General features: G+C 64.9%; 21 protein-coding genes. 15 read left to right on the top strand and 6 right to left on the bottom strand.

Translation table 11 applies throughout. The features are described from left to right. Window positions 1-142: 142 nt before the first annotated feature. Together AAFG07_RS28850 and AAFG07_RS28845 are read left to right on the top strand one after the other, a co-directional pair. A complete protein-coding gene (locus AAFG07_RS28850; protein ID WP_342723171.1) occupies window positions 143-1,417 on the top strand; it encodes an acyl-CoA dehydrogenase family protein in 1,275 nt (424 codons plus the stop codon). An 82-nt stretch (window positions 1,418-1,499) separates the two neighbouring features. Continuing rightward, entirely contained in the window at window positions 1,500-1,973 is a 474-nt protein-coding gene (locus AAFG07_RS28845) for a GFA family protein (protein ID WP_342723170.1), read from the top strand. 150 nt (window positions 1,974-2,123) lie between these two features. Here the strand turns inward: AAFG07_RS28845 and AAFG07_RS28840 are convergent, their stop codons facing one another. Both AAFG07_RS28840 and AAFG07_RS28835 read right to left on the bottom strand, forming a co-directional pair. Continuing rightward, window positions 2,124-3,704 (bottom strand): fatty acid--CoA ligase, encoded by a 1,581-nt coding sequence (locus tag AAFG07_RS28840; protein ID WP_342723169.1) that lies wholly within the window; start codon window positions 3,702-3,704, stop codon window positions 2,124-2,126. A 243-nt stretch (window positions 3,705-3,947) separates the two neighbouring features. Beyond that, a complete protein-coding gene (locus AAFG07_RS28835) occupies window positions 3,948-4,823 on the bottom strand; it encodes an SDR family oxidoreductase (protein WP_092125071.1) in 876 nt (291 codons plus the stop codon). 101 nt (window positions 4,824-4,924) lie between these two features. On the opposite strand from AAFG07_RS28835, the gene AAFG07_RS28830 reads away from it, so the two are divergent. From AAFG07_RS28830 to ppc, 3 genes are all read left to right on the top strand, one after another. Continuing rightward, the gene (locus AAFG07_RS28830; protein WP_342723168.1) at window positions 4,925-5,737 is read left to right on the top strand and encodes a crotonase/enoyl-CoA hydratase family protein; all 813 of its coding nucleotides are present in this window, start codon (window positions 4,925-4,927) and stop codon (window positions 5,735-5,737) included. A 143-nt stretch (window positions 5,738-5,880) separates the two neighbouring features. Continuing rightward, the gene (locus AAFG07_RS28825) at window positions 5,881-7,425 is read left to right on the top strand and encodes an acyl-CoA synthetase (RefSeq protein ID WP_342723167.1); all 1,545 of its coding nucleotides are present in this window, start codon (window positions 5,881-5,883) and stop codon (window positions 7,423-7,425) included. Window positions 7,426-7,699: 274 nt separating this feature from the next. Further along, window positions 7,700-10,507, top strand: coding sequence for a phosphoenolpyruvate carboxylase (gene ppc / locus AAFG07_RS28820; protein ID WP_342723166.1), 2,808 nt, complete (start codon window positions 7,700-7,702; stop codon window positions 10,505-10,507). Between the two features lie 135 nt (window positions 10,508-10,642). On the opposite strand, the gene AAFG07_RS28815 is transcribed toward ppc, so the two are convergent. The 4 genes from AAFG07_RS28815 to AAFG07_RS28800 form a co-directional block, all read right to left on the bottom strand. Then, on the bottom strand, window positions 10,643-11,755 hold the full coding sequence (locus AAFG07_RS28815; protein WP_342723165.1) for an SMP-30/gluconolactonase/LRE family protein: 1,113 nt from the start codon (window positions 11,753-11,755) through the stop codon (window positions 10,643-10,645). 192 nt (window positions 11,756-11,947) lie between these two features. Further along, complete coding sequence (locus AAFG07_RS28810) at window positions 11,948-12,862, bottom strand: SDR family oxidoreductase (protein WP_342723164.1); 915 nt, start codon at window positions 12,860-12,862, stop codon at window positions 11,948-11,950. A gap of 157 nt (window positions 12,863-13,019) precedes the next feature. After that, entirely contained in the window at window positions 13,020-14,159 is a 1,140-nt protein-coding gene (locus tag AAFG07_RS28805) for a thiolase (protein WP_212311151.1), read from the bottom strand. A 4-nt stretch (window positions 14,160-14,163) separates the two neighbouring features. After that, window positions 14,164-14,577: a Zn-ribbon domain-containing OB-fold protein gene (locus tag AAFG07_RS28800; RefSeq protein WP_024579400.1), complete on the bottom strand. Its 414-nt coding sequence runs from the start codon at window positions 14,575-14,577 to the stop codon at window positions 14,164-14,166. A 245-nt stretch (window positions 14,578-14,822) separates the two neighbouring features. Between AAFG07_RS28800 and AAFG07_RS28795 the strand changes: the two genes are divergently transcribed. From AAFG07_RS28795 to AAFG07_RS28750, 10 genes are all read left to right on the top strand, one after another. Then, window positions 14,823-16,070, top strand: coding sequence for an amino acid ABC transporter substrate-binding protein (locus AAFG07_RS28795; protein WP_342723163.1), 1,248 nt, complete (start codon window positions 14,823-14,825; stop codon window positions 16,068-16,070). A 148-nt stretch (window positions 16,071-16,218) separates the two neighbouring features. Continuing rightward, entirely contained in the window at window positions 16,219-17,142 is a 924-nt protein-coding gene (locus tag AAFG07_RS28790) for a branched-chain amino acid ABC transporter permease (RefSeq protein ID WP_092125078.1), read from the top strand. Then, window positions 17,135-18,055 carry a branched-chain amino acid ABC transporter permease gene (locus AAFG07_RS28785; RefSeq protein WP_229164454.1) on the top strand — a complete coding sequence of 307 codons (921 nt, stop codon included), beginning with the start codon at window positions 17,135-17,137 and terminating at the stop codon, window positions 18,053-18,055. Before AAFG07_RS28790 ends, AAFG07_RS28785 begins: the two co-directional genes overlap by 8 nt. Then, a complete protein-coding gene (locus AAFG07_RS28780) occupies window positions 18,045-18,776 on the top strand; it encodes an ABC transporter ATP-binding protein (protein ID WP_342723162.1) in 732 nt (243 codons plus the stop codon). Before AAFG07_RS28785 ends, AAFG07_RS28780 begins: the two co-directional genes overlap by 11 nt. Beyond that, window positions 18,766-19,485, top strand: a complete 720-nt coding sequence (locus tag AAFG07_RS28775; RefSeq protein WP_342723161.1) for an ABC transporter ATP-binding protein — start codon at window positions 18,766-18,768, stop codon at window positions 19,483-19,485. Before AAFG07_RS28780 ends, AAFG07_RS28775 begins: the two co-directional genes overlap by 11 nt. A 110-nt stretch (window positions 19,486-19,595) precedes the next feature. Then, on the top strand, window positions 19,596-20,945 hold the full coding sequence (locus tag AAFG07_RS28770) for an amidase (protein WP_342723160.1): 1,350 nt from the start codon (window positions 19,596-19,598) through the stop codon (window positions 20,943-20,945). Next, window positions 20,938-21,624, top strand: coding sequence for a DUF2848 domain-containing protein (locus AAFG07_RS28765; protein WP_342723159.1), 687 nt, complete (start codon window positions 20,938-20,940; stop codon window positions 21,622-21,624). Before AAFG07_RS28770 ends, AAFG07_RS28765 begins: the two co-directional genes overlap by 8 nt. 250 nt (window positions 21,625-21,874) lie before the next feature. Further along, window positions 21,875-22,618 carry a 2OG-Fe(II) oxygenase gene (locus AAFG07_RS28760; RefSeq protein ID WP_342723158.1) on the top strand — a complete coding sequence of 248 codons (744 nt, stop codon included), beginning with the start codon at window positions 21,875-21,877 and terminating at the stop codon, window positions 22,616-22,618. A 12-nt stretch (window positions 22,619-22,630) separates the two neighbouring features. After that, entirely contained in the window at window positions 22,631-23,284 is a 654-nt protein-coding gene (gene alkB / locus AAFG07_RS28755) for a DNA oxidative demethylase AlkB (RefSeq protein ID WP_342723157.1), read from the top strand. Window positions 23,285-23,326: 42 nt separating this feature from the next. Next, the gene (locus AAFG07_RS28750; protein WP_342723156.1) at window positions 23,327-24,535 is read left to right on the top strand and encodes an MFS transporter; all 1,209 of its coding nucleotides are present in this window, start codon (window positions 23,327-23,329) and stop codon (window positions 24,533-24,535) included. The last annotated feature ends 97 nt before the right edge of the window (window positions 24,536-24,632 follow it).

Here is a 24,632-nt window from a genome sequence, read left to right as displayed (position 1 = left end):
TACGCAACGCGCCCGCGCGCGCAAGCGCCACCGGCCTGCTTGACTTGGCCGCGCGCTTCTCACCTTAATCGGTCCGACCGCGGATGCGCGATAGCGCCTAAACGCAAAACCAGAATCAACAATATCTTCGGGAGTGACCGCCTTGGATTTCAATCTGCCGGCTGAGCTGACAGCCTATCTCGCCGAGCTCGATCAGTTCATCGACCGCGAGATCAAGCCGCTGGAAGCGGCTGACGACAACATCCGCTTCTTCGACCATCGCCGTGAATGGGCGCGCACGGATTTCGACAAGGGCGGCCTGCCGCGCCGTGAATGGGAGCTCTTGCTGCGCAAGGTCAAGAACCTGGCTGACGCCGCGGGCCATCTGCGCTTCGCGATCCCGAAGCGTTACGGCGGCAAGGACGGCTCCAACCTCTGGATGGCTGTCATCCGCGAGCATTTTGCCTCCAAGGGTCTCGGCCTGCACAACGATCTGCAGAACGAGCACTCGATCGTCGGCAATCTGCCGATTGTCACCATGCTCGACCGCTATGGAACCGACGAGCAGAAGGCGATGATCGACGGCTCGATCACCGGCAAGTACCGCATCACATTCGGTCTGACGGAGCCCGAGCACGGTTCCGATGCCACGCATATGGAAACCAAAGCGGTGCCGGCGACGCGTGACAACGTCAAGGGCTGGATCATCAATGGCGAGAAGATGTGGACCACCGGCATGCATGTCGCGACCCACTGCGCGCTGTTTGCCCGCACCTCCGGCAATGACGGCGACGCGCGCGGCATCTCCTGCTTCCTGGTGCCGGCGAAGTCGGCGGGCGTGAAGGTCGAGGAGTACATGTGGACCTTCAACATGCCGACCGATCATCCGCGGGTCAGCTTCACCGACGTGTTCGTGCCTGAGGATGCGCAGTTCGGCGAGGTCGGCCGCGGCCTGTCGCTGGCGCAATGCTTCGTGCATGAGAACCGCATCCGCCAGGCGGCAAGCTCGCTCGGCGCTGCGGTCTATTGCATCAATGAGAGCGTCAAGTATGCGCGCGAGCGCAAGCCGTTCGGCAAGGCGCTGGCGGAGAACCAGGCGATCCAGTGGCCGCTGGTCGAGCTTGCGACCCAGGCCGAGATGCTGCGGCTGTTGATCCGCAAGACCGCCTGGGAGATGGATCAGCTGACCCAGGCGCAGGTCGAGCACACGCTGTCGGACCGGGTCTCGATGTGCAATTTCTGGGCAAACCGTCTCTGCTGCGAGGCCGCCGACCGCGCGATGCAGGTGCATGGCGGCATGGGCTATTCGCGGCACAAGCCGTTCGAGCACATCTACCGCCATCACCGCCGCTACCGCATCACCGAAGGCAGCGAGGAGATCCAGAAGCGCAAGGTGGCGGGCTTCCTGTTCGGCTACATGGGCGCCGGCAAGCATTGAGGCACCAAAGCGTTTTCGAGCGAAGTGGATACCGGTTCGCGTGAAGAAAACGCGTCAAACAAGGATCTAGAGGCGGTACGGCATGGAAGGTGGATGCACCTGCAGAAACGTCCGCTACCGCCTCACCGGCAGGCCGCTGATCGTGCACGCCTGCCATTGCACCTGGTGCCAGCGCGAGACCGGCACCGTGCACGCGCTCAACGCGATGTACGAGGCCGAGCGGGTCGAGCACATCGCAGCCGAGCCCGAGATCGTGGACACGCCGTCGGCGAGCGGCAAGGGGCAGAAGATCGCGCGCTGCCCACGCTGCAAGGTCGCGGTGTGGAGCAATTATCCGGGCTCGGGACCGGCGGTGCGGTTCGTCCGCGTCGGCACGCTGGATGATCCGAGCCTGTGCCCGCCTGATGTCCACATCTTCACCTCGTCGAAGCAGCCGTGGGTGACGTTCCCGCCGGGCGCCAAGGTGTTCGCGGAGTATTACGATCGGCGAGAGGTGTGGCCGAAAGAGGCGCAGGAGCGCTGGCGCGTCTTGCGGGAGAGGATGAAGAAGACGTGAGGCTGACCACTCTCCTCACCGTCGTCCCTGCGAAAGCAGGGACCCATAACCACAATCGGCTATTGGTTGAATGAGATGTGGCCCCAGCGTCGCTAGACAATGAACAACGGTGGTTATGGGTCCCGGCCTTCGCCGGGACGACAGGGGGAGCTAATTCACCTGCCGGTCCTTCCCCACCCAATACGGATCGCGCAAATTCCGCCGCAGGATCTTACCCGACGGATTGCGCGGCAGCGCCGGGATGAAGTCGACCGATTTCGGCGTCTTGTATCCGGCGATCCGCTCGCGGGTGAAGTTGATGATGTCGGTCGCGGTCGCGCTCTTGCCCGGCTTCATCACCACCACGGCTTTCACCGCCTCGCCCCATTTGTCATCGGGAATGCCGATCACGGCGGCTTCCGCGACGTCAGGGTGATCGCACAGCGCGCTCTCGACTTCGGCCGGATAGATGTTCTCGCCGCCGGAGATGATCATGTCCTTGATGCGGTCGTGGATGTAGAGATAGCCGTCACTGTCCATGTAGCCGGCATCGCCGGTGCGCAGCCAGCCGTCGCTATCGATGGTGCGCGCGGTGGCCTCGGGCAGATTCCAGTAGCCGGCCATGTTGGAGCCGGAGCGGGTGGCGATCTCGCCGACCTCGCCCGGCGGCAGCGGCTTGCCGTCCGGATCGAGGATCGCAAGCTCGATGCCGGGCAGCGCCTTGCCGGCGGAGCGCATGCGGTCGAGCCCCTCGACGTGATCCTCGGGCGGCAGCGCGACGATGGTGCCGGTGGTCTCGGTCATGCCGTACATCTGCACGAAGCCGCATTTGAAGACCTCGATGCATTCCTTCAGCAACGCCGCCGGGATCGGCGAGGCGCCATAAAGCATGTACTTCAAGCGGGAAAAGTCGACCTGCCGCGCGCGCGGCTGCCGCACCACGAACTGCATCGCGGCCGGCACCATGAACAGCTTGGTGATGCCGGACTGCTCGAAGAAGTCGAGCACCTTGGTTGGGTCGAACTCGCGGGCGATCACGCCGCGGGCGCCGTGATAGAGCCCCATCACGCCCCAGCCGGAGCCGCCGATGTGGAAGATCGGCATCGCAACCAGCGAGACGTCGTCGGTGGTCCACCGGTTCCATTCCGGCTTCTCGGCCTCGTTGCCGCTCTGCACCAGATTGAGGAAGTTGGCGTGCGACAGCATCGCGCCCTTCGGCTTGCCCGTGGTGCCCGAGGTGTAGAGCTGGATCGCGATGTCCTTCGGCTCGATCGCAACGCGCGGGTCGTCGCCGCTCTGGGCGTCGCGCCAGGCGAGATAATCGGGCCATTCCGGCGCGCCGCCCTCGGTGGTGATCACGGTGCGGACGCTGGGCAGCTTGTCCCTGATGTTGCGCGCCTGCGTGATGAACTCCGGACCGACGAACAGGACGGGAGCCCTGCAGTCGTCGACGATGAAGGCGACCTCGGGGCCGGCGAGGCGCCAGTTCACGGGCGCCATCACCGCGCCGGCCTTCATCGCACCCATCAGCAATTCAAAATAGAAGTCGCTGTTCTTGCCGAGATAGGCGATGCGCTCGCCTTTCTTGATGCCCATCGCGATCAGCGCATTGGCAACCCGGTTGGTCTTGACGTCGAACTCGGCGAAGCTGGTCTGCCGGCCCTCGAACTCATAGGCCAGCGCATCGCCGCGACCCTTGGCGCGGTCGCGCACCATGTCGGCGAGGTTGCTCAGTTTCGGCGCGTCGGACATGTTTCCCCCGTGACGTCTTGTTTTGATTGTGCGGAGTGTGGCGGCATCGCGCAGGAAAAACAATACGGGGGAGGTGACCGCGCTATTTCAACATCGTCGTCCCGGCGCAGGCCGGGACCCATAACCACAGGATTGGGTTGTCAGCTGCGCTGTGGCCCCAGCGTGCTCGGTGTTTTCGAGGCGTGGTTATGGGTCCCTGCTTTCGCAGGGACGACGGTTGAGGTTGAGGCGCAAGCGCGGGCTTCAGCCCCGCGCCGCGCGGTCCTTCTCGTTCTGGGCCTTGATCGAGTCGCGCGCCTTGGTCCAGTCGTCGTCGCTCCAGTCGCGCAGCTGATAGAAATTGCCGCCCATCGCCAGCGCCTGCGCGCCGTCCATGGCGATGGTCTCGCCGTTGATCCAGTCGCAGCCGCCGGAGATCAGGAACACGGCGAGGTTCTGCAGCTCCTCCATGGTGCCGACGCGGCCCATCGGGTTCATCGCCTTGGTGCGCGCGCCGGCCTCGTCACCGGGCTTGATGCGCTTGCTCATGCCCTCGGTCGGGATTTCGCCGGGCGCGATGGTGTTGAGGCGGATGCCGTGACGGCCCCATTCGATCGCGAGCGACATGGTCATGGCGTGGATCGCCGACTTGCTCATCGCCGATGGCACCACGTAGGGCGAGCCGTTGCGCACCCAGGTCACGGTGATCGACACCACATTGCCGCGATGCCCGCCGGCGATCCAGCGCCGGCCCACCGCATGCGTCACATAGAAGGTGCCGTGCATCACGATGTTGGCCACTGCATCAAAGCCTCGCGCGGAGAGCTCTTCCGAACGCGAGATGAAATTGCCGGCGGCGTTGTTGATGAGATCGGTGAGGGGACCGCTGGTGGTCCAGATCGACTCGATCATCTCGTCGACGGCCATGGCGTTGCGGATATCGACGCCGTGGCTGACCACACGTCCGCCGTGCTCGGCCATCAGCTCGGTGGCGGTTTCGTCGCAGACGCTCTTGCGGCGGCCGCAGATATGCACCTCGGCCCCGAGCTGCAGGAACCGCGAGGCCATGGCCTTGCCAAGGCCGGTGCCACCACCGGTTACCAGTATGCGCCGCCCGGCAAGAAGCTGATCAGAGAACATCGTTTCCTCCACGGGGGTTGTCAGTTAATTGGTCGATTGACTAAAAGCGGACAACGGCCTTTGTGTAAAGCGCCAACTCAAGGAACAAAGCGGAGGGAATGATGGAAGATCGCGTTTCGATATCGATTTCAGACGGTATCGCCGATGTCCGCCTGGTGCGGGCGGACAAGATGAACGCGCTCGATGCCGCGATGTTCGAGGCATTGGTCGCCGCAACCGACCGGCTTTCCAAGGAAAAAGGCGTCCGGGTGGTCGTGCTGTCCGGCGAGGGCCGGGCCTTCTGCGCCGGCCTCGACATGGGCCGGTTCGCCGCCATGAAGGATGGCGGTAACGGGGTGCCCGGCGGCGAAAACCGTGACCTCACCATCCGTACCCACGGCAAGGCCAATTTCGCGCAGCAGGCGGTCTGGGGCTGGCGCCAGCTTCCGGTGCCCGTGATCGCCGCGGTCCACGGCGTCGCGTTCGGCGGCGGCTTCCAGCTCGCGCTCGGCGCCGACATGCGCTTCCTGTCGCCGGATGCGCGGATGTCGATCATGGAGATCAAATGGGGCCTCGTTCCCGACATGGCCGGCACGCCGATCCTCGCGAGCCTGGTACGCGACGATATCCTGCGCGAGCTGACCTACACCGGCCGCATTTTCTCGGCGCAGGAAGCCCAGGCTTACGGCCTCGCCACCCGCGTCTGTGACGATCCGCGCGCCGCCGCGCTCGAGGTCGCGCGCGAGATCGCCGGCAAGAGCCCGGATGCGATCCGTGCCGCGAAGCGGATGCTGAACAATCTGTCGGTCGATCCGGCTGCCGCGCTGCTTGCGGAATCCGTCGAGCAGCAGAAGCTGCTCGGCAGCCCGAACCAGACCGAGTCCGTGCGCGCCAATCTGGAGAAGCGCGCGCCAAGGTTTGCCGATGCGGGGTAAATGTCACGCCGTCATTCCGGGATGGTGCGTTAGCACCAGACCCGGAATCTCGAGATTCTCAGGTGCGCAATTGCGCACCATAGTTCGCGCTCTGCGCGCCCCGGAATGACGACTTAACCCGACGACAGATCGGACAGCGACAAATGGAAACGTCCCAACCCTTCCTCGGCATCGTCAGCGGCGGTCGCCGGCGCGATCACGCTGCGGTCGCCGAGCGCACTGAGCGCATCGCGAGTGGCCTGAACAAGCTCGGCGTCAAGCCGGGCGACAGCGTCTGCATGCTGATGCGCAACGACATCGCCTTCATCGAGGCGGCCTATGCGGCGATGCGGCTCGGCGCCTATGGCGTGCCGATCAACTGGCACTTCAAGCCGGAGGAGATCAACTACGTGCTGACGGATTCCGGCACGCGCGTCCTGATCGGCCATGCCGACATGCTGCACCCGCTGCGCGGCGCGATCCCTGCTGATGTCACCGTGCTCAGCGTGCCGACGCCGCCGGAAATCCTCGCCAACTACAGGATCAATCCCGATCATCTCGCGACGCCAGATTTCGCAATCGATTTCGAATCCTGGCTCGCGCAGTTCCCGCGCTATGACGGCCCTGTGGTGCCGCAGCCGCAGAACATGATCTATACCTCGGGTACCACGGGCCATCCGAAGGGCGTGCGCCGCTTCGCGCCGACGCCTGAACAGACCGCCAATGCGGAAGCGATGCGCGGGATGATCTACGGCCTGAGACCGGGGGCACGCGCGATCCTGCCGGGACCGCTCTACCACTCGGCGCCGAATTCGTTCGGGCTGCGTTCCGGCAAGCTCGGCGGCGCGCTGGTGCTGATGCCGCGTTTCGATGCGGAGGAGTTTCTGCAGCTGATCGAGCGCGAGAAGATCGACACCATCTTCATGGTGCCGACGATGTTCATCCGCCTGATGAAGCTGCCGGAGGAGGTGCGCCGGAAGTACGACATGTCGTCGCTCCGCCACATCATCCATGCCGCCGCGCCCTGTCCGCCCGACGTCAAGCGCGCCATGATCGAATGGTGGGGACCGGTGATCTACGAATTCTACGGATCGACCGAGTCAGGTGCGGTGACGTTCGCCAATTCCGAGGACGCGCTGAAGAAGCCCGGTACGGTCGGAAAGATCTCGCCCGGCGCCGAACTGCGCTTCATCGGCGACGACGGCAAGGAGGTGCCGCAGGGGCAGATCGGCGAGATCTACTCGCGGATCGCGGGCAATCCCGATTTCACCTATCACAACAAGTCGGAGAAGCGCGCCGAGATCGACCGGCAGGGATTCATCACCTCGGGCGATGTCGGCTATATCGACGCGGACGGCTACGTCTTCATCTGCGACCGCAAGCGCGACATGGTGATATCGGGCGGCGTCAACATCTATCCGGCCGAGATCGAGGCCGTGCTACATGCGGTCCCCGGCGTGCATGATTGCGCGGTGTTCGGCATTCCCGACGCGGAATTCGGCGAGGCGCTGATGGCGGTGGTCGAGCCGCAGCCGGGCGTCACGCTCGACATCGCCTCGGTCCGCGCCCAGCTCAAGACCGCGCTCGCCGACTACAAGGTGCCCAAGCACATCGAGATCCAGACCAATTTGCCGCGGGAGGATTCCGGAAAGATTTTCAAGCGCCGGCTGCGCGATCCGTATTGGGAGCGGGCGGGGCGGAGGATCTAGGGCCGCAAAGAAGCCTGTCGTCCCGGGCAAGCCAACGGGTCGGCGCGAAGCGCCGCCCGATGACAGGCTCCGCGCGACCCGGGACCCATAACCACAGATGTCTCCGTTGCGCGAGCTGCGGCCCCATCCGATGCCAACCTCGGATATCGGTGGTTATGGGTCCCTGCTTTCGCAGGGACGACGGCAGTGGTGCAGCGCTTCCAAGTTCATCTTGCGCTGCGGCAAAAAAAGCGCACACTCCGGAGGAACCCGGCAGCCTCTGGAGTAGCCCGCCATGTCACCCCAGACCATGCCTTCCGAGACCGACCTCGGTGCCAGGAGCGCCGCAGAAGCCAGTCTCCTTGAGAAGGCGGCACAAGAGGAGGATGCCCGGCTCCGGAACGACATCCGGCTCCTGGGGCGCGTGCTGGGCGATACGGTGCGCGACCAGGAAGGGGCCGACGTGTTCGACCTGGTCGAGCGCATCCGCCAGACCTCGGTCCGGTTCCATCGCGACGAGGACAAGCTGGCACGGCGGGAGCTGGAAGGCATCCTCGACGGCATGTCGATCGCCGAGACGCTGCAGATCGTCCGCGCCTTCAGCTATTTCTCCCACCTCGCCAACATTGCCGAGGACCAGAACAACATTCGCCAGATGCGCAGCTGCGCCCCCAGCGGGGCGCCGCGGCCGAGCACGCTGGAGCAGACGCTGGTCCATGCCCGCGAGGCCGGCATCAGTCCGGCCGACCTGCGCAGCTTTTTCAAAGGCGCGCTGGTCAGCCCGGTCCTGACCGCGCATCCGACCGAGGTCCGCCGCAAGAGCACGATGGACCGCGAGATGGAGATCGCAGACCTGCTTGACCGCCGTGAGCGGCTGCAGATGACGCCGGAGGAGAGCGAAGCCAGCGACGAGCAGCTGCGCCGCGCGGTCGTGACGTTGTGGCAGACCAACCTGCTGCGCCGGACCAAGCTCACCGTGCTCGACGAGGTCGCCAACGGCCTGTCGTTCTACGATTACACCTTCCTGCAGGAAGTCCCGCGCGTGCACTGCGCGCTGGAGGACCGCCTGAACAATGAAGGCGGCGAGGCGGGCGAACTCGCCTCGTTCCTCCGGATGGGAAGCTGGATCGGCGGCGACCGCGACGGCAATCCGTTTGTCACCGCCGAGGTGATGCGCGGCACGCTGCGGCTGCAGTCGAGCCGGGTCCTCAGCTTCTATCTCGAACAGCTGCATACGCTCGGCGCCGAGCTCTCGCTCGCGGCACATCTCGCCGACATCTCGGACGAATTGCGCATCCTTGCCGAGCGCTCACCGGACACCTCACCGCATCGGAGCGGCGAGCCGTATCGTCTGGCGGTATCGGGCATCTATGCGCGGCTCGCGGCGACCGCCATGCGGCTCGAGGTCGAGACCACGCGGCCGCCGGTCGGCAAGGCCGAACCCTATGCGAGCGTGAATGAGTTCCAGGCCGATCTCGACGTGCTCAATCGCTCGCTGATCGCCAACAATTCCGGCGTGATCGCGCGCGGCCGGCTGCGGCAGTTGCGGCGCGCGGTGGATTGCTTCGGCTTCCATCTGGCGCGGCTCGACATCCGCCAAAACTCGGCAGTGCATGAACGCACCATCGCCGAGCTGCTCGATACCGCAAATCCCGGCATGTCCTATCTGGCGCTCGGCGAGGACGCGCGCGTCAACCTGCTGCTCGGCGAATTGCGCAACGCGCGGCCGCTGGCCTCGCCCTTCGTCAAATATTCCGAGGAGACCCAAAGCGAGCTCGCCGTGTTCCGCGCCGCGGCCGAGGCGCATGCCAAGTTCGGCCCCGAGGTGATCCCCCAGTGCATCATCTCGATGTGCAAGGGCATGTCCGACATGCTTGAGGTCGCGGTGCTACTGAAGGAGGTCGGGCTGGTCAATCCGTCCGGCCGCAGCGCCATCAACATCGTGCCGCTGTTCGAGACCATCGAGGACCTGCAGGCCTCGAGCGGCATCATGGACCGCATGCTGGTGCTGCACGACTATCGCAAGCTGGTCGACAGCCTCGGCAGCGTGCAGGAGGTGATGCTCGGTTACTCCGACAGCAACAAGGATGGCGGCTTCGTCACCTCGGGCTGGGAGCTCTACAAGGCCGAGATCGGCCTCGTCGAGGTGTTCGAGCGCCACGGCGTGCGGCTGCGCCTGTTCCATGGCCGCGGCGGTTCGGTCGGCCGCGGCGGCGGACCGAGCTATGACGCGATCATCGCGCAGCCCGGCGGCGCGGTGAACGGCCAGATCCGCATCACCGAGCAGGGCGAGATCATCTCCTCGAAATATTCCAATGCCGAGGTCGGCCGCAGCAATCTGGAGATCCTGGCTGCCGCCACGCTGGAAACCAGCCTGTTGCAGCCGCGGCGCAGCGCGCCGCGCCCCGAATATCTCAAGGCGATGGAGCAGCTCTCCGCGCTCGCCTTCAAGGCTTATCGTGGTCTCGTCTATGAAACCGAAGGCTTTGCCGACTATTTCTGGGGCTCGACCGTCATCAACGAGATCGCGACCTTGAACATCGGCAGCCGTCCGGCCTCGCGCAAGAAGACCCGCGAGATCGAGGACCTGCGCGCGATTCCGTGGGTGTTCTCCTGGGCGCAATGTCGGCTGATGCTGCCGGGCTGGTATGGCTTCGGCAGTGCGGTCGAGACCTGGATTGCCGGGCATCCCGAGCAGGGCATGCCGTTCCTGCAGGAGCTCTACAGGGAATGGCCGTTCTTCCGCACGCTGCTCTCCAACATGGACATGGTGCTGGCGAAGAGCTCGATCGCGATCGCCTCGCGTTACGCCGAGCTTGTGCCTGATGTCGCGCTGCGCGAAAAAATCTTCGGCCAGATCCGCCGCGAGTGGCATCTCTCGATCGAGACGCTGCTCGACATCATGGGCCACGACCGGCTGCTGCAAGGCAACCCGCTGCTGGAGCGCGGCATCCGCAACCGCTTCCCCTATCTCGACCCGCTCAATCATGTGCAGGTCGAGCTGCTGAAGGAGCATCGCGCGCAGAACCCCGACGAGCAGGTGCTGCGCGGGATTCAGATCACGATCAACGGGATCTCGGCCGGGTTGCGGAATAGCGGCTAGCCACAGCGTCGTCCCGGCGAATGCCGGGACCCATAACCACGACTGGTGGTGTCGTGAACGGTTTGGGCCCCAGCTTTCTTCGACAATCTACAGCGGTGGTAATGGGTCCCGGCCTGCGCCGGGACGACGGTTAGATTAGCAATTGTGCGCGCCCCGTGTCTCCACATACACCGCATACAATGACTGGCTTGCGGTCATGAACAGGCGGTTGCGCTTCTTGCCGCCGAAGGTGAGGTTGGCGCAGGTCTCTGGCAGCAGGATTTGGCCGATGCGCTGACCGTCCGGCGCGAACACCTGCACGCCGTCATAGCCCGGGCCGACCCAGCCGGCGCCGACCCAGATGTTGCCGTCGATGTCGACGCGCATGCCGTCGGGGAAGCCAGACTTGCCGTCCAGCGTCATGTCGATCAGCGTGCGCGGGTTGGACAGCTTGTCGCCGTTGAGGTCGTACTGCCAGACGATGTTCTTGGCGTTCGGATAGTGCGTGATGCCGGTGTCGCAGACATAGACCTTCTTGTAGTCGTGGCTGAAGGCGATGCCGTTCGGCTTGAACGGTTCGTCGGCAACCTTGGTGATCTGCCCGGTCGCAGCATCGATGCGGTAGACGGCCTCCTTCTGGTAGGGCTGGTTCGAGCCGGTGTTGGCGCGCTGGCCCTCGTAGATCGAGATCGCGCCGTAGCCAGGATCGGTGAACCAGATCGACTTGTCGTTGGGATGCACGACCATGTCGTTCGGCCCGTTGAGCTGCTTGCCATTGGCTTGCTCGGCCAACGACGTGACGGTTCCATCGTGCTCGTAGCGCACCAGCCGCGTGCGCTCGGCCGTGATCTGGCGGCCTTCGAAATCGAAGGTCGAGCCGTTGGCCTCGTTCGACGGCTTGTGGAACTGCTCGGAGATGTGGCCGTCATCGTCGAGATAGCGCAACTGGCGGTTGGCGGGGATGTCGCTCCACACCAGATACTGGCCCTGCGCGTTCCAGGCCGGGCCTTCAGCCCAGAGGCAGCCGGTGTACAGCCGCTTGATCGCGGTGTTGCCGACCTTGGCCTTGAAGCGCTTGTCGTCGATCACGACGATGTCGGGGTCGGGATAACGCTGCGGCTCCGCGTTGCGGCCGAAGTCGCGCGCTGCAGCATCGGATGCAGCCATCGCAGTTGCAGCAAGCGCGGTTGCGCCGCGCAAGATGGTTCGACGGTCGAACGCCTTCGCGCCGTCGCGCTCGTGTTGCTCAGTGTTGTTTGGATTTGTCACGAAAGTCCTCCCAGGCTTTTTGTTATCGGGAGGACGATCATGCGCCCGCAATTCAGGCACAATGCGGGCGCGCTATGAAGAAACAACCAAAGAGTGTGTCGCCCCGGCCTCGTGCGCGATTGTGCACGGCGTTCGCCGAGGCGACTTTTTCATAAAACCGTCAGATCGGATCCCAATTCAAATCGGATCAGCTCAGATCGGATCCCACGTGAAGACGTCGGCCGAGCGGTCGAGCTTGGCGAACGATCCCTTCAGCGCCGGCATGCCGTGCTCGGCAACGGTCTCGGGCGTCCAGCCTTCGCCGCGATGAACCGAGCGTACCGGACGATGCTGGCCGAACAGGAAGATCTCGTTCATGCGCACGCCGAAGATCTGACCGGTGACGTCCTTGGCGGCATCCGAGAGCAGATAGGCGCAGACCGGCGCGATCTTCTCCGGGCCCATCTGCTTGATCTTCTCGACGCGCGCCTTCTCGGCGTCGGTCTCAGTCGGGATGGTGCCGATCATGCGGGTCCAGGCGAACGGCGACACGCAGTTCGAGCGCACGTTGAAGCGGCCCATGTCGAGCGCGATCGACTTCGACAGGCCGACGATGCCGAGCTTAGCGGCGGCGTAGTTGGCCTGGCCGTAATTGCCGATCAGGCCGGAGGTCGAGGTGAAGTGTACGAACGAGCCGGACTCCTGCTCGCGGTAGATCCGCGCCGCAGCGTGGCTGACATAGAACGAGCCCATCAGATGCACCTTGATGACGGCCTCGAAAGCTTCCACGCTCATCTTGTGGAAGATCATGTCGCGCAGGATGCCGGCATTGTTGACGACGCCGTCGAGCCGGCCGAAATGATCGGTCGCGGTCTTCACGATCTTGCTGGCGGGGATCGCTTCCGCCACCGACTCGAAATTGGCGACGGCCGTGCCGCCGCGCTTCTTGATCTCCTCGACGACTTCCTCGGCGGGTGCCGCGCTCGAGCCGCCACCGTCGGCGGCGCCACCGGGATCGTTGACCACGACCTTGGCGCCTTCCTCCGCGCAGAGCAGCGCGATCTCGCGGCCGATGCCGCGGCCCGCGCCGGTGACGATGACGACTTTATCCTGCAGTGATTTTGCCATGTGGGTTCTCCTTGTTGCTGTGTTTCCGCAGGCCGATGCAGAGCTGACTCGTCATGCGCGGGCTTGACCCGCGCATCCATCCTTCGTCAGAAGGGGATGGATTGCCGGGTCAAGCCCGGCAATGACAGATCAGGCGCTGCGCTCGCGCCGGCCATTGTTATCGTTCGTTCGTAAAGATGATCGTGCCGCTTGCAGCGAACATGCCGCCGACGCCGTGGCAGACCGAGATCTTCGCGTTCGGCACCTGCGCCGGCGCGATGCCGCGCATCTGCCGCACGCTCTCCTGCAGCGCGTACATGCCGTACATGCCGGAGTGCATGTAGCTCAGGCCGCCACCATTGGTGTTGAGCGGCAGCTTGCCGCCGGGGCGGGTGTTGCCGTCGGCGATGAACTTGCCGGTTTCCTCATGCGGCATGAAGCCGAGATCGCCGAGGCCGTAGAGCGGCAAATGCGCGAAGGCGTCGTAGATCATCAGGTGGTCGACGTCCTTGTGGGCGATGCCGGCTTCCTTGAAGGCCAAGGGGCCCGCCACCTTGAAGGCGCGCGATGAGTCGAACGTCTTCATCTGGCTGACCATCGGCGTTTCCACGCTCTCGCCGGTGCCGAGGATGTAGACCGGCTTCTGCGGGAAATCCCTGGCGCGATCGGCCGAGGTGAGGATCAGCGCGCCGCCGCCGTCGGTGACGAGGCAGCATTGCAGCAGCCGGAACGGATAGGCGATCATCCGCGAGTTCAGGACGTCGGCGACCGTGATCGGGTCCTTCATGGTCGCGCGCGGATTCTTTGCCGCCCATTCGCGCTGCACGACCGCGACCATCGCGAGCTGCTCATGCGTGATGCCGTGCGTCTTCATGAAACGCAGCACCGGAATCGGGAACATGCTCGGCGGTCCATACACGCCAAATGGTGACTCGAACTGGCCGTTCAGGCTGTCGGGTGCGGTGAAGCGCGGCTGCTTGCCGATCATCGACTTGCCGCTCTCGGCATGCGTGATCAGCACCGTCTTGCACAGGCCGGCCTCGATCGCCGCGGCGGCATGACGGACATGCAGCATGAAAGAGCAGCCGCCGACCGAGGTGCCGTCGACCCAGGTCGGCGTGATGCCGAGATAGTGCGCCATCTGCTGCGGGGTCTCGACCGCGGTGGCGAAGCCGTCGATGTCGGACAGTTTTAGGCCGGCGTCCGCGATCGCGTTCAGTGCCGCGTCCGCGTGCAGCTGGATCTGCGACATGTTCGGGATGACCCCGAGTTCGGTGGTTTCGGCCGCACCGACGACGGCAACCTGGTTCCTGCGCATCACATTACCCCTTTGCCGGGCGGAAGAGGGGAAGGGTGATCTTGTCGTCGAGTGCCTCGAAGGCGACCTCAAGCGGCATGTCGAGCTCGAGCGCTTCCGGTGTCTGCGGACAATCGATGATGTTGCTCATCATGCGCGGACCTTCGTCGAGCTCGACGATGGCAATCGCATAAGGCGGCGTGAAGCCGGGCGCGGCGGGACGATGGTTGATGACGTAGCTGTAGAGCTTGCCCTTGCCGGTGGCCTTGAAGACCGAGACCTTGCGCGAGGCGCAGGAGGGGCAGAACGGCCGCGGCGGAAAGTAGACGTTGGCGCAGGCGTCACAGCGCTGCAAGCGCAGCTCGCCGGCCTTGGTGCCATCCCAGAAATGCTGGGTCTCAGGTGTCGGTTTTGGTTTCGCGCGCGCGGGCTCGGCCATGTCTGATGTCTCCTCCCGAAATCGTTGCAGCCTTGATGCGCCATTGGACCGACGGCCGTCAACGGTCCATCCACGCCCCGCGCAGCGGCCTGTGTCCCGCGCATGCCGCATATTCCGCCCCTCGCACAATTGCTAAGGCCGCGATGCTTGTGTCGCTCCGGTCCGGCGCGTAGAAGGGCCGCGGTCCAAGATACGTCGAAAGACCGGTCCACGAGACGTCCAAGATACCCGGGAGGAATAACATCATGCTGAGGATCATCGGCGCGGCACTCGCTGCCAGCCTCGCATTTGCCACGCAGGCAATCGCCGCCGACGCACCGTCGGAGATCAAGATCGGCACGCTCTACGCGTCCTCGGGGCGCTACGCCTCGATCTCGATGCCGGTCTACAGCTCGCTCAAATTGTGGGTCGAGCAGAAGAACGCCGAGGGTGGCGTGTTCGTGAAGGCGTTCGACAAGAAGATCCCGATCAAGCTCGTCTCCTATGACGACCAGAGCAACACCGCGACCGCCTCGACGCTTTATAATCAGCTGGTCACCCAGGATAAGGTCGATCTCCTGGTCGCCGATTCCGGATCGGTGCTGACGGCGCCCGCGGTCGCGATCGCGCGCGACCACAAGATGTTCCTGTTCGACCAGACCGGCACCGGCGCGAGCTTCTTCTCCAAGGACAATCCCTACATCGCGCTGATGGCCGACCCGGTGTCGACGATCTGGCCGAAGCCGGTAGCTGACTTCATCAGCCATGATGGTCCGGGCCTTGGCATCAAGAAGATCGCCATCCTCTACGCGACCAACGAGTTCACCGGCACCCAGGCCAACGCGTTCCGCAAGTTCGTCAAGGAGTCCGGCGCGCCGATTGAGATCGTCTACGACCAGGGCGTCCCGACTGAGACCACCAATTACAACGTCATCATCAACAACATCAGCAACACCAATCCCGACGCGGTGATCCATTTCGGCTACGCGCCGAACGACATCGCCTTCCTGCGCAACGTCCAGGACGTCGGCACCAAGTTCAAGATGCTGTTCGCGATCTATGCCGGCCTCGAGACCGAGCTGCTCGAGAAGAACGTCGGCGCCAAGGGCCTCGAGCATGTCTGGACCTACGTGCCGCCGTCCGAGCTGGATTATCCCGTCAATTTCGGGATGACCATGAAGGATTTCCGCACCGCCTGGCTGAAGAAGTACAATGACGGCAAGATGGAGTTCGGCTTCAACGCGGTGGCCGGCTACACCACCGCGCTGGTGATCGAGAAGACGCTGTCGGTTGCGACCAGCCTCGAGCAGATGGAGCTGCGCCGCGCGGTGTTCTCGCTCAGCGGCCAGCTCAAGACGTTGGACGGCACCTTCGCGCTGGATGAGACCGGCGGCCAGATCGGCGAGTTGACGCCGCTCGGCCAGCTCACGGTCGACGAGCACGATCACATCAAGTTCGTCTCGATCTATCCGCACGAGACCGCCACCGGCAAGCCGATCTATCCGGCGCCGTGATGCAGGTGAGTGCGGCAAGAGCGTTTTCGAGCGAAGTGGATACCGGTTCGCGTGAAGAAAACGCGTCAAAACAAAAGCCTGGAGCTCCGTTCCGATTCCATCGGAACGGAAGTAGCTCCAGGCGTAACCTTCGGCGGCGAGCGGTAGCATGACCTATGCGCTCGTTGCCGGCGTGCTGTTCGGGCTGTATTTCAGCCTGGTCGGCATCGGCCTCAATCTCGTGTTCGGCGTCATGCGCATCGTCAACCTTGCGCATGGCGACATCCTGATGCTCGGCGCCTTCATCGCGCTCGGCGTGGTCGGCATTGCCGGCATCGACCCGCTGTTCGCGGTGCCGCTCGCCTTCATGGTCTTCGTGCTGGCGGGCGTGCTGCTCTACTGGGTACTGGTGCCGCGGCTGCAGGGCTCGGCCAATCCGGAAATGCTGTCGATCATCCTGTTCTTCGGCCTGTCGCAGGTGATCGAAGCCGTCACCACGATCTTCGCCGGCACCAGCGAGCGCTCGATCCAGAGCCGGCTGCTCGGCACCGTGTTCACGACCATCAAGGTCAAGTGGTTCGGCGGCAAGGCCGGCGGGGCAGGGCCGATCCAGATCTTCGGCCAGGGCTTTCCCGCGCCCTGGGTGATCGCGGCCTGCACCAGCCTTGTCGCGATCGCGCTGGTGTACCTCTATCTCTACCACACGCGGCTCGGCACCCTGACCCGCGCGGTGATGTCGCGCCGCGACGAGGCGTTGGCGACCGGCATCGACGTCGATCGCGTCTCGGCGGCGGCGTTCGGCATCGGGCTCGGCATCGCGGCGGTTGCCGGGGTGTTCGCGCCCTTCATGTTCGGCTCGGTGACGCCGGCCTTCGGTGCCGATGCGACGGTGACCTCGTTTGCCATCGTCGTGCTCGGCTCGCTCGGCAATCCCTTGGGCACCGCGCTCGGCGGCGTCGTCTATGGCCTCTGCTATATGCTGGTGCAGACCTATCTCAGTTCCTGGGCCGACCTCTTGCCCTATGTGTTGTTGATCGTGATCCTGTTGTTGCGCCCGAGCGGTCTGCTCGGAAGGCGGGTGCGCGTTGCCTAACGCCTCGAAACACCTGCTGTTCATCCTGGCGCCGCTGGTGGTGGTGTTCGCACTGCTGCCCGGCGTCTATCAAAACCATCTGCTGCTGTTCAACTTCGTGATCTTCCTGATCCTCGCGCAAGGCGTGAACATCATCTATGGCTTCACTGGTTATCTGCCGTTCGGCTATGTCGGCTTCTTCGGCGCCGGCGCCTACGGCTTTGCCATCATGGTGATGCATCTGCAGACGCCGGCGCCGCTGGCCGTGCTGGTCGGCGGCGTCGTCGCGGTGGCGCTCGGCCTGCTGCTGACCCCGCTGCTGCGGCTGTCGGGCGCGTATTTTGCGATCGCCAACCTCGCGGCGTCGCTCGCCGTGCTGCACTTCGTCGCCAACCCGGCGTTGGAGGGGATCACCAAGGGCCCCTACGGCGTGTCGCTGACCGGCACGTTCAACCCGACCCATGCCTATTATGCCGCTGTGGTCGTGATGGCGCTGACCGTCGGCGCGGTGATCTATCTCAAGAACTCGCCGTTCGGCCTGGCGCTGCAGGCCGTGCGCGAGGATGCGGTGTCGGCCTCGATGGCCGGCGTCAACATCATCAAGATGCGGGTGATCGCCTGGCTCGCCTCGGCGCTGGTCGCAGGCCTCGCCGGCGGCATCTATGCCTGGTACGTCTCGGTGTTCTATCCGGACAACGTGTTCTCCGGCGAGTTCAGCATCTTCGCGATCGTGTTCGCGCTGTTCGGCGGCGTTGCCACCATCACCGGACCGATCGTCGGCGTGCTGATTCTGTACGGCATCTACAATCTGATCGGCTTCACCACGCCGCAATATTTCCAGCTGATCTATGGCCTGTTGATCATGGGACTGGTGCTGTTCCTGCCCGCAGGGCTGGTGTCGCTGGCAACGCGCAGGGGGTGGCATGTCCCCTGAGCAAAACTCCATCCTCAAGGTCTCGAAACTGGTCAAGCGCTTCGGCGGCTTCCACGCGCTCGATGGCCTGAGCTTTCACGTGGTGCCCGGCGAGATCCTCGGCCTGGTCGGTCCGAACGGCTCCGGCAAGACCACGGCGATCAACGTGATCTCCGGCCTCTATGCGCCCGATGGCGGCGAGGTCGTGTTCGACGGCGCGTCCTCCGGCGGCGTCGCCTCGCACAAGCTCGTTCACCGCGGCATCAACCGCACTTTCCAGGTGCCGAAGCCGTTCCTGTCGCTCACGGTGCGCGAGAACATCCAGGTGGCGCTGGCCTATGGCGGCGCGACCGGCACGCCGCCGTCGATCGTCGAACTGCTCGACGATTTCAGGCTGAAGGAGGTCGCCGACCGCCCCGCCGCCGATCTCAACAGCGCGCAGCAGAAGATGCTCGATCTGACCCGCGCGCTCGCGACGCGGCCGCGGCTGTTGCTGCTCGACGAGCTCGCCGCCGGCCTCAATCCGGCGGAGCTCGACTGGATCGCCGGCCGCATCAAGGCGCTGGCCGCGACCGGCATGGCGATCATCGTGGTCGAACATCTGATGGGCTTCATCGAGCAGATCACCGACCGCGTCATCGTGCTCAATGCCGGCAAGGAAATCTTCGAAGGCACGCTCGCGACCGCGGTGCGCGAGCCGCAGGTGATCGAGGTGTTTTTGGGAGGCGAGCATGCCCACTGATGCAGCGTCGCTTCTGGACGCCAAGGGCGTCGATGCCGGCTACGGCACCATGCAGGTGTTGTGGGGCGTCGATCTCGACGTCCGCCCCGGCGAGACCGTGCTGTTGCTCGGCGCCAATGGCGCGGGCAAGACCACCTTCCTGAAATCGCTGGTCGGCTTGATCGAGGCCCGCGACGGCCACATCAAACTCGGCGGCGAAGACATCACGAAAATGCGATCTTCGGACCGCATGAAGCGCGGCATGACCTACATGTCGGAGCTTGCGGTATTCCCCGATCTGTCGATCGAGGAGAACATCCGGATCGGCGCGCAGGCGCTGGGCCATGCCAATCCGGGTGCGCGGGTCGACGAACTGTACGGCCTGTTTCCGGTGCTGCGCGACAAGCGCCGCGATCCGGCCTCCAGCCTGTCCGGCGGCCAGCGCAAGATGCTGGGCATCGCCAAGGCGCTGTCGGCCGAGCCGAAGCTGCTGGTCATGGACGAGCCCTCCGCTGGGCTGTCGCCACTGTTCGTCAAGGAGGTGCTTCGTGCCTTGTCGAGCCTGCAAGGCCGCGGCTTGGCGCTCTTGATCGCCGAGCAGAATATCGGTTTCCTTGAGATTGCCACCCGCGTATTCGTGCTGGAAGGCGGGCGGATCCGCTTTTCCGGCACGGTTGCCGAGATGAGCGGCAATGAAGAGCTGCACCGGGCCTATTTCGGGCTGAAGTGATGCCGGCGCACCGGTCTGGAAATCGGCGCCGGTTCGCGCGACAATCAGCTGCAAGACCTTTTGAATTGCCAGCCAGCAAGCCGTGAAGTGCAAGCCGTAAAGTGAAAACCATGCCCAAAAATCCGACACTCGCCTCCCTTGCCGCCGACCTCGCCAGCGGCGCGACCTCCGCCCGCAAGCTCGTCGAGCAATGCATCGCCAGGATCGCCGATCCGGCAGGCGAGGGCCAGCGCACCTTCATCCATGTCGACCGCGACGCCGCGCTGGAAGCCGCCGGTGGCATGGACCGGCTGCGCAAGGCCAACGCCGCGCCGTCGCCCTTTGCCGGCATTCCGGTCTCGATCAAGGACCTGTTCGACATCAAGGGGCAGGTGACACGCGCCGGCTCCCGCGCGCTGGATGATTCCGCGCCGGCGGATGCCGATGCGCCTGCCGTGGCACGGCTCAAGCGCGCCGGCTTCATCGTGATCGGCCGCACCAACATGACCGAATTCGCCTATTCCGGCATCGGCATCAATCCGCATTACGGCACGCCGAAGAGCGCCTGGAACCGGAGCGTCGGGCATGTGCCCGGCGGCTCGTCCTCGGGCGCGGCGGTCTCGATCGCCGACGGCATGGCGTTCGGCGCGCTCGGCACCGACACCGGCGGCTCCTGCCGGATTCCGGCCGCCTTCAACGGCATCGTCGGCTACAAGCCGACGCAGCGCCGGATTCCGCTCGACGGCGGCGTGCCGCTGTCGTTCACGCTCGACAGCTACGGCCCGCTGGCCAATTCAGTCGCCTGCTGTGCCGCGCTCGATGCAGTGCTGGCCGACGAGCCGGTGACGCCGCTCACCCCACGGCCGGTGAAGGGCATGCGGCTCGCGGTGCCGACCACGGTCGTGCTCGACGACCTCGACGATGCCGTCGCAAAGACCTTCGAGCGCGCGCTGGCGACGTTGTCGCGCGCCGGCGCCTTGATCGAGCGTATCGAGGTGCCGGAATTGCTCGATGTCGGCGTGATGAACACCAAGGGCGGCTTTTCCGCGGCCGAGAGCTATGCCTGGCACCGCTTCCTGCTGGCCAGCAAGGGCGACATCTACGATCCGCGTGTCGCGGTGCGGATCCAGCGCGGCGAGGGCTTTCTGGCGGCCGACTATATCGACCTCATCAATGCGCGGCGGTCGTTCATCGCCCGTACCGAGGCGCGCATCGCGCCCTATGACGCAATGGTGCTGCCGACCACGGCGAACCTGCCGCCGACCATTGCGAGCCTCGCCGACGACAAGGTATTCGCGACGGAGAATTTGCGCGCGCTGCGCAATCCCTCACTGATCAACGTGCTCGATGGCTGCGCCATCTCGCTGCCCGCGCATCGCGCCGGCGAGGCGCCGGTCGGCCTGATGCTCGCCGCCGCGGGCGGTTCGGATCGCCGCATCTTCGAGCTTGCGGCCGGAATGGAGACCGTCATCCGTGTTTGATCTCACCTTCAATGTCGACGACAAGGGCGTCGCGACGCCGCTCACGCTCGAAATCAAACAGGCCGTGATCGCCGGCTGGACCGGCCGCGATCCGGTGGCGCGCGACAAGCACATCGCCGAGCTCGAAGCGCTCGGCATTGCACGGCCCGCGACGACGCCGATCTACTACCGCTGCTCGGCGCGCCGGCTGACCTTCGCCGACACGATCGAGGTCTGCGGCGAAGACTCCAGCGGCGAGGTCGAGTTCGTGCTGATCGGCTGGCAGGGCCGCACCTTCGTCGGCTGCGGCTCCGATCATACCGACCGCAAGGTCGAGAGCTACAGCGTCACGGTGTCGAAGCAGATGTGCGACAAGCCGATGGCGGCCGAACTCTGGGAGCTCGAGGACGTCATTGGCCATTGGGACAAGCTGGTCCTGCGATCCTGGGCCGTGATCGGCGGCCAGCGCGTGCTCTACCAGGAAGGCACGCTCGATCACATGCTGCCGGTGAAGGACCTGATCGCGCGCGGCTTCGACAAGGGCGCGTTGCCCGATGGCTGCGCCATGTTCGGCGGCACCTTCGCGGCCAAGGGCGGCATCCGCCCGGCCAGCCGCTTCGAGTTCGAGCTGGAAGACCCGGTGCTGAAGCGAAAGATCAGCCACGGCTACGACGTGGTGACGCTGCCGGTCAGGGGCTGATTTCCTTCCGCGCGTGATCTTGTCGAAAGCTAGTCGGCACTTCCTCCACACGTCGTCCCTGCGAAAGCAGGGACCCATACGCCGCGGCTTTCGCAAAGGGCACGCGGCCAGACGGCTTTCTCACAACCAGCACCTGTGGTTATGGGTCCCTGCTTTCGCAGGGACGACAGCGGAATTGGGGCGCTGTTCCCGAACAGTCCTGCCGGAAATCGGGTGGCGTCAGCCGCGCTCATCGGCCAGATTCCGCCGCATGACAGCAACAGCCAGAACCATTACCCGCCCAACCACCAGCATTCCCGCCCGCGTTGACGCGCTCGACTGGGACCAGATCACGACCGACCTCGACGGGCAGGGCTGCGCCGTCCTTGGCTGCCTGCTGACGTCGCAGGAATGCGATGCGATCGCCGCGCTCTATCCCGACGACAGCCGGTTCCGCAGCCGGGTCGTGATGGGCCGCCACGGCTTCGGCCGCGGCGAGTACAAGTATTTCTCCTATCCGCTGCCGGACCTGATCGCGGAGCTGCGGCCGGCGCTGTATGCGCGGCTGACCGCGACCGCCAATCGCTGGAACGAGACGATGGGGATCGAGATCAGCTATCCGCCGTCGCATGCGGCATTCCTGAAGCGTTGCCATGATGCCGGGCAGACGCGGCCGACGCCGCTGCTGCTGCAATATGGCGAGAGCGATTACAATTGCCTGCACCAGGATCTCTATGGCGAGCACGTATTCCCGATCCAGGTCGCGATCCTGCTGTCGCAGCCAGGGCGCGATTTCACCGGCGGCGAGTTCGTGCTGACCGAGCAGCGGCCGCGGATGCAGTCGCGGCCCGAGGTGGTGCCGCTGACCAAGGGCGATGCGGTGGCGTTTGCCGTGCATCATCGTCCGGTGCAGGGGACGCGCGGGCCGTATCGTGTCAATCTGCGCCACGGCGTCAGCCGGATCAGATCCGGGCATCGCCACACCGTTGGTGTGATCTTCCACGACGCAAAGTGAGTGTGCAGAGGCGTGGCTGCTGATCTGTTCGAGACCATTGGCGATGCGCGGCCGCCGCGCGAGACCATCGCGGACGGCGCGGTGCTGTTGCGCGGCTTTGTCCGGCCGTTCGAGGCCGAACTGATCCCGGCCTTGCGCATCATCGTCAAGCAGGCGCCGTTCCGGCACCTGATCACGCCGGGCGGCCACCGGATGTCGGTCGCGATGACCAATTGCGGCGGCGTCGGCTGGGTCTCCGATCCCAATGGCTATCGCTACGATCCGATCGATCCGGACTCTGGACAGCCCTGGCCGGCGATGCCGGAGGTGTTGCGCGGGCTCGCCGCCGATGCCGCGGCCGCGGCCGGCTTCAACGGCTTCGCGCCGCAAGCCTGCCTGATCAACCGCTATGTCCCCGGTGCAAAACTGTCGCTGCACCAGGACAAGGACGAGCTCGACTACGGCGCGCCGATCGTCTCGATCTCGCTCGGGCTGCCGGCGGTCTTCCTGTTCGGCGGGCTGAAGCGCAGCGATACGCCGCGCCGCTATCGGCTCGAACATGGCGACGTTGCGGTGTGGGGCGGGCCGTCGCGGCTATTTTATCACGGCGTCGCGGCGCTCGCTGATGGCGAGCACAGCGTGCTCGGCCGCCAGCGCATCAATTTGACCTTCCGCAAAGTGCGCTAGCTCCCCCTCCCGCAAATGGGAGAGGTGGTCTAAACTCGGATCATGACCACCAAGGCCGATCGCGCGGTCAACCGCACCGGCGTCTATCTCGCCGTGCTGCAGCTCGTGTTCACGCTGGGCTGGACCACCTACCTGATCTATCTGCCCAAGCTGTGCGCCGATGTCGGCATCGCGCCGTCGACCGTCATCCTGATCCTGATGATGGACCAGGGCATCTTCACCGTCACCGACACCGCGATGGGCATGGCCGCCGACAGGATTGCAAGCCTGGTCGGCCGGCTCGGCGTGTTCGTCGGCGTTCTCGCCGCGATCTCCTGCGTCGCCTTCGTCGCGCTGCCCTATGTGGCCGGGACCGGGCCGGGCGCGAAATTCTGGCTGATCGTGTTGATCGTGATCTGGTCGGCCACATCGTCGGCGTTGCGCGCGCCGCCACTGACGCTGCTCGGCAAGTATCGCGCGCAACCCTCCGTCCCGTTCCTCGCGGCGCTGGCGATGCTGGGCTACGGCATCGCGGGTGCGGTCTCGCCCTATCTCGCCGTCGTGCTGCGCGATCATGATGCGCGGCTGCCATTCGTGCTGTCCGGTGCCGTGCTGCTGCTGACCGCGCTCGCGTTCTCAGGGATCGAGCGCCGCGTCGCCGAGGAGGTGCAACCCGAGCGGCTTGCGGCACCGGCCAAGCGGCTCGGGGCGGTGCCGATGTTCCTGATCGCCTCGATGGTGCTGCTCTCGCTCGGCTATCAGCTGCACTTCAACATCAACAGCGTCCCGTTCTATTTGCGCTTTGCCAGGCCGGACAATCTGCAATGGCTGATGCCGGTGTTCTGGATCGGCTTCAACGTCGCGATGTTTCCAGCGAGCATTGTCGTCAAGCATCGCGGCGGGCTGATCGTAATGGGTGCGGCGGGATTGCTCGGCGCATTCGCCATCGTTGCCGCGGAGATCGCCGGAAGCCTCAACGTCCTGATCGTGGCGCAGTTCATTGCGGGAGCGGCCTGGGGCTGCATGCTGATGAGCGCGGTGTCCGCCGCGCTTGCGATCGGGGAGACCGGCGCCGAAGGCAAGGTCACGGGCCTCGTGTTCTCGGCGCTGGCGCTCGCGACCTTCGCGCGGATGGCTGCGGTCGCCGGCGGCCTGCAGAAGATACCGGACTATGCGCCGCTGGTGCATTGGGCGCCGGTCGCCTGCTGGTCGGTCGCCGGCGCCGGCCTGCTCGTGATCGCCGCGTCGCGGCTGCAAGTGAGGCGGATCTAGTATCGTCATTCCGGGGCGATGCGAAGCATCGAACCCGGAATCTCGAGATTCCCCGATGCGCAATTGCGCATCTGAGGTTCGCTCCGCGCCCCGGAAT

The organism is Bradyrhizobium sp. B097, from assembly GCF_038957035.1.
Classification (GTDB): domain Bacteria; phylum Pseudomonadota; class Alphaproteobacteria; order Rhizobiales; family Xanthobacteraceae; genus Bradyrhizobium.
This window is presented reverse-complemented; position numbering and strand designations above follow the sequence as displayed.

What these genes read in the sequence shown, in the direction of transcription:
- AAFG07_RS28795 (WP_342723163.1), top strand. Translation starts at nt 14,823, where the DNA reads ATGCTGAGGATCATCGGCGCGGCACTCGCTGCCAGCCTCGCATTTGCC.
- AAFG07_RS28825 (WP_342723167.1), top strand. Translation starts at nt 5,881, where the DNA reads ATGGAAACGTCCCAACCCTTCCTCGGCATCGTCAGCGGCGGTCGCCGG.
- AAFG07_RS28760 (WP_342723158.1), top strand. Translation starts at nt 21,875, where the DNA reads ATGACAGCAACAGCCAGAACCATTACCCGCCCAACCACCAGCATTCCC.
- AAFG07_RS28790 (WP_092125078.1), top strand. Translation starts at nt 16,219, where the DNA reads ATGACCTATGCGCTCGTTGCCGGCGTGCTGTTCGGGCTGTATTTCAGC.
- AAFG07_RS28780 (WP_342723162.1), top strand. Translation starts at nt 18,045, where the DNA reads ATGTCCCCTGAGCAAAACTCCATCCTCAAGGTCTCGAAACTGGTCAAG.
- AAFG07_RS28810 (WP_342723164.1), bottom strand. Translation starts at nt 12,862, where the DNA reads ATGGCAAAATCACTGCAGGATAAAGTCGTCATCGTCACCGGCGCGGGC.
- AAFG07_RS28800 (WP_024579400.1), bottom strand. Translation starts at nt 14,577, where the DNA reads ATGGCCGAGCCCGCGCGCGCGAAACCAAAACCGACACCTGAGACCCAG.
- AAFG07_RS28840 (WP_342723169.1), bottom strand. Translation starts at nt 3,704, where the DNA reads ATGTCCGACGCGCCGAAACTGAGCAACCTCGCCGACATGGTGCGCGAC.
- AAFG07_RS28770 (WP_342723160.1), top strand. Translation starts at nt 19,596, where the DNA reads ATGCCCAAAAATCCGACACTCGCCTCCCTTGCCGCCGACCTCGCCAGC.
- AAFG07_RS28845 (WP_342723170.1), top strand. Translation starts at nt 1,500, where the DNA reads ATGGAAGGTGGATGCACCTGCAGAAACGTCCGCTACCGCCTCACCGGC.
- ppc (WP_342723166.1), top strand. Translation starts at nt 7,700, where the DNA reads ATGTCACCCCAGACCATGCCTTCCGAGACCGACCTCGGTGCCAGGAGC.
- AAFG07_RS28775 (WP_342723161.1), top strand. Translation starts at nt 18,766, where the DNA reads ATGCCCACTGATGCAGCGTCGCTTCTGGACGCCAAGGGCGTCGATGCC.
- AAFG07_RS28830 (WP_342723168.1), top strand. Translation starts at nt 4,925, where the DNA reads ATGGAAGATCGCGTTTCGATATCGATTTCAGACGGTATCGCCGATGTC.
- AAFG07_RS28835 (WP_092125071.1), bottom strand. Translation starts at nt 4,823, where the DNA reads ATGTTCTCTGATCAGCTTCTTGCCGGGCGGCGCATACTGGTAACCGGT.
- AAFG07_RS28750 (WP_342723156.1), top strand. Translation starts at nt 23,327, where the DNA reads ATGACCACCAAGGCCGATCGCGCGGTCAACCGCACCGGCGTCTATCTC.
- AAFG07_RS28805 (WP_212311151.1), bottom strand. Translation starts at nt 14,159, where the DNA reads ATGCGCAGGAACCAGGTTGCCGTCGTCGGTGCGGCCGAAACCACCGAA.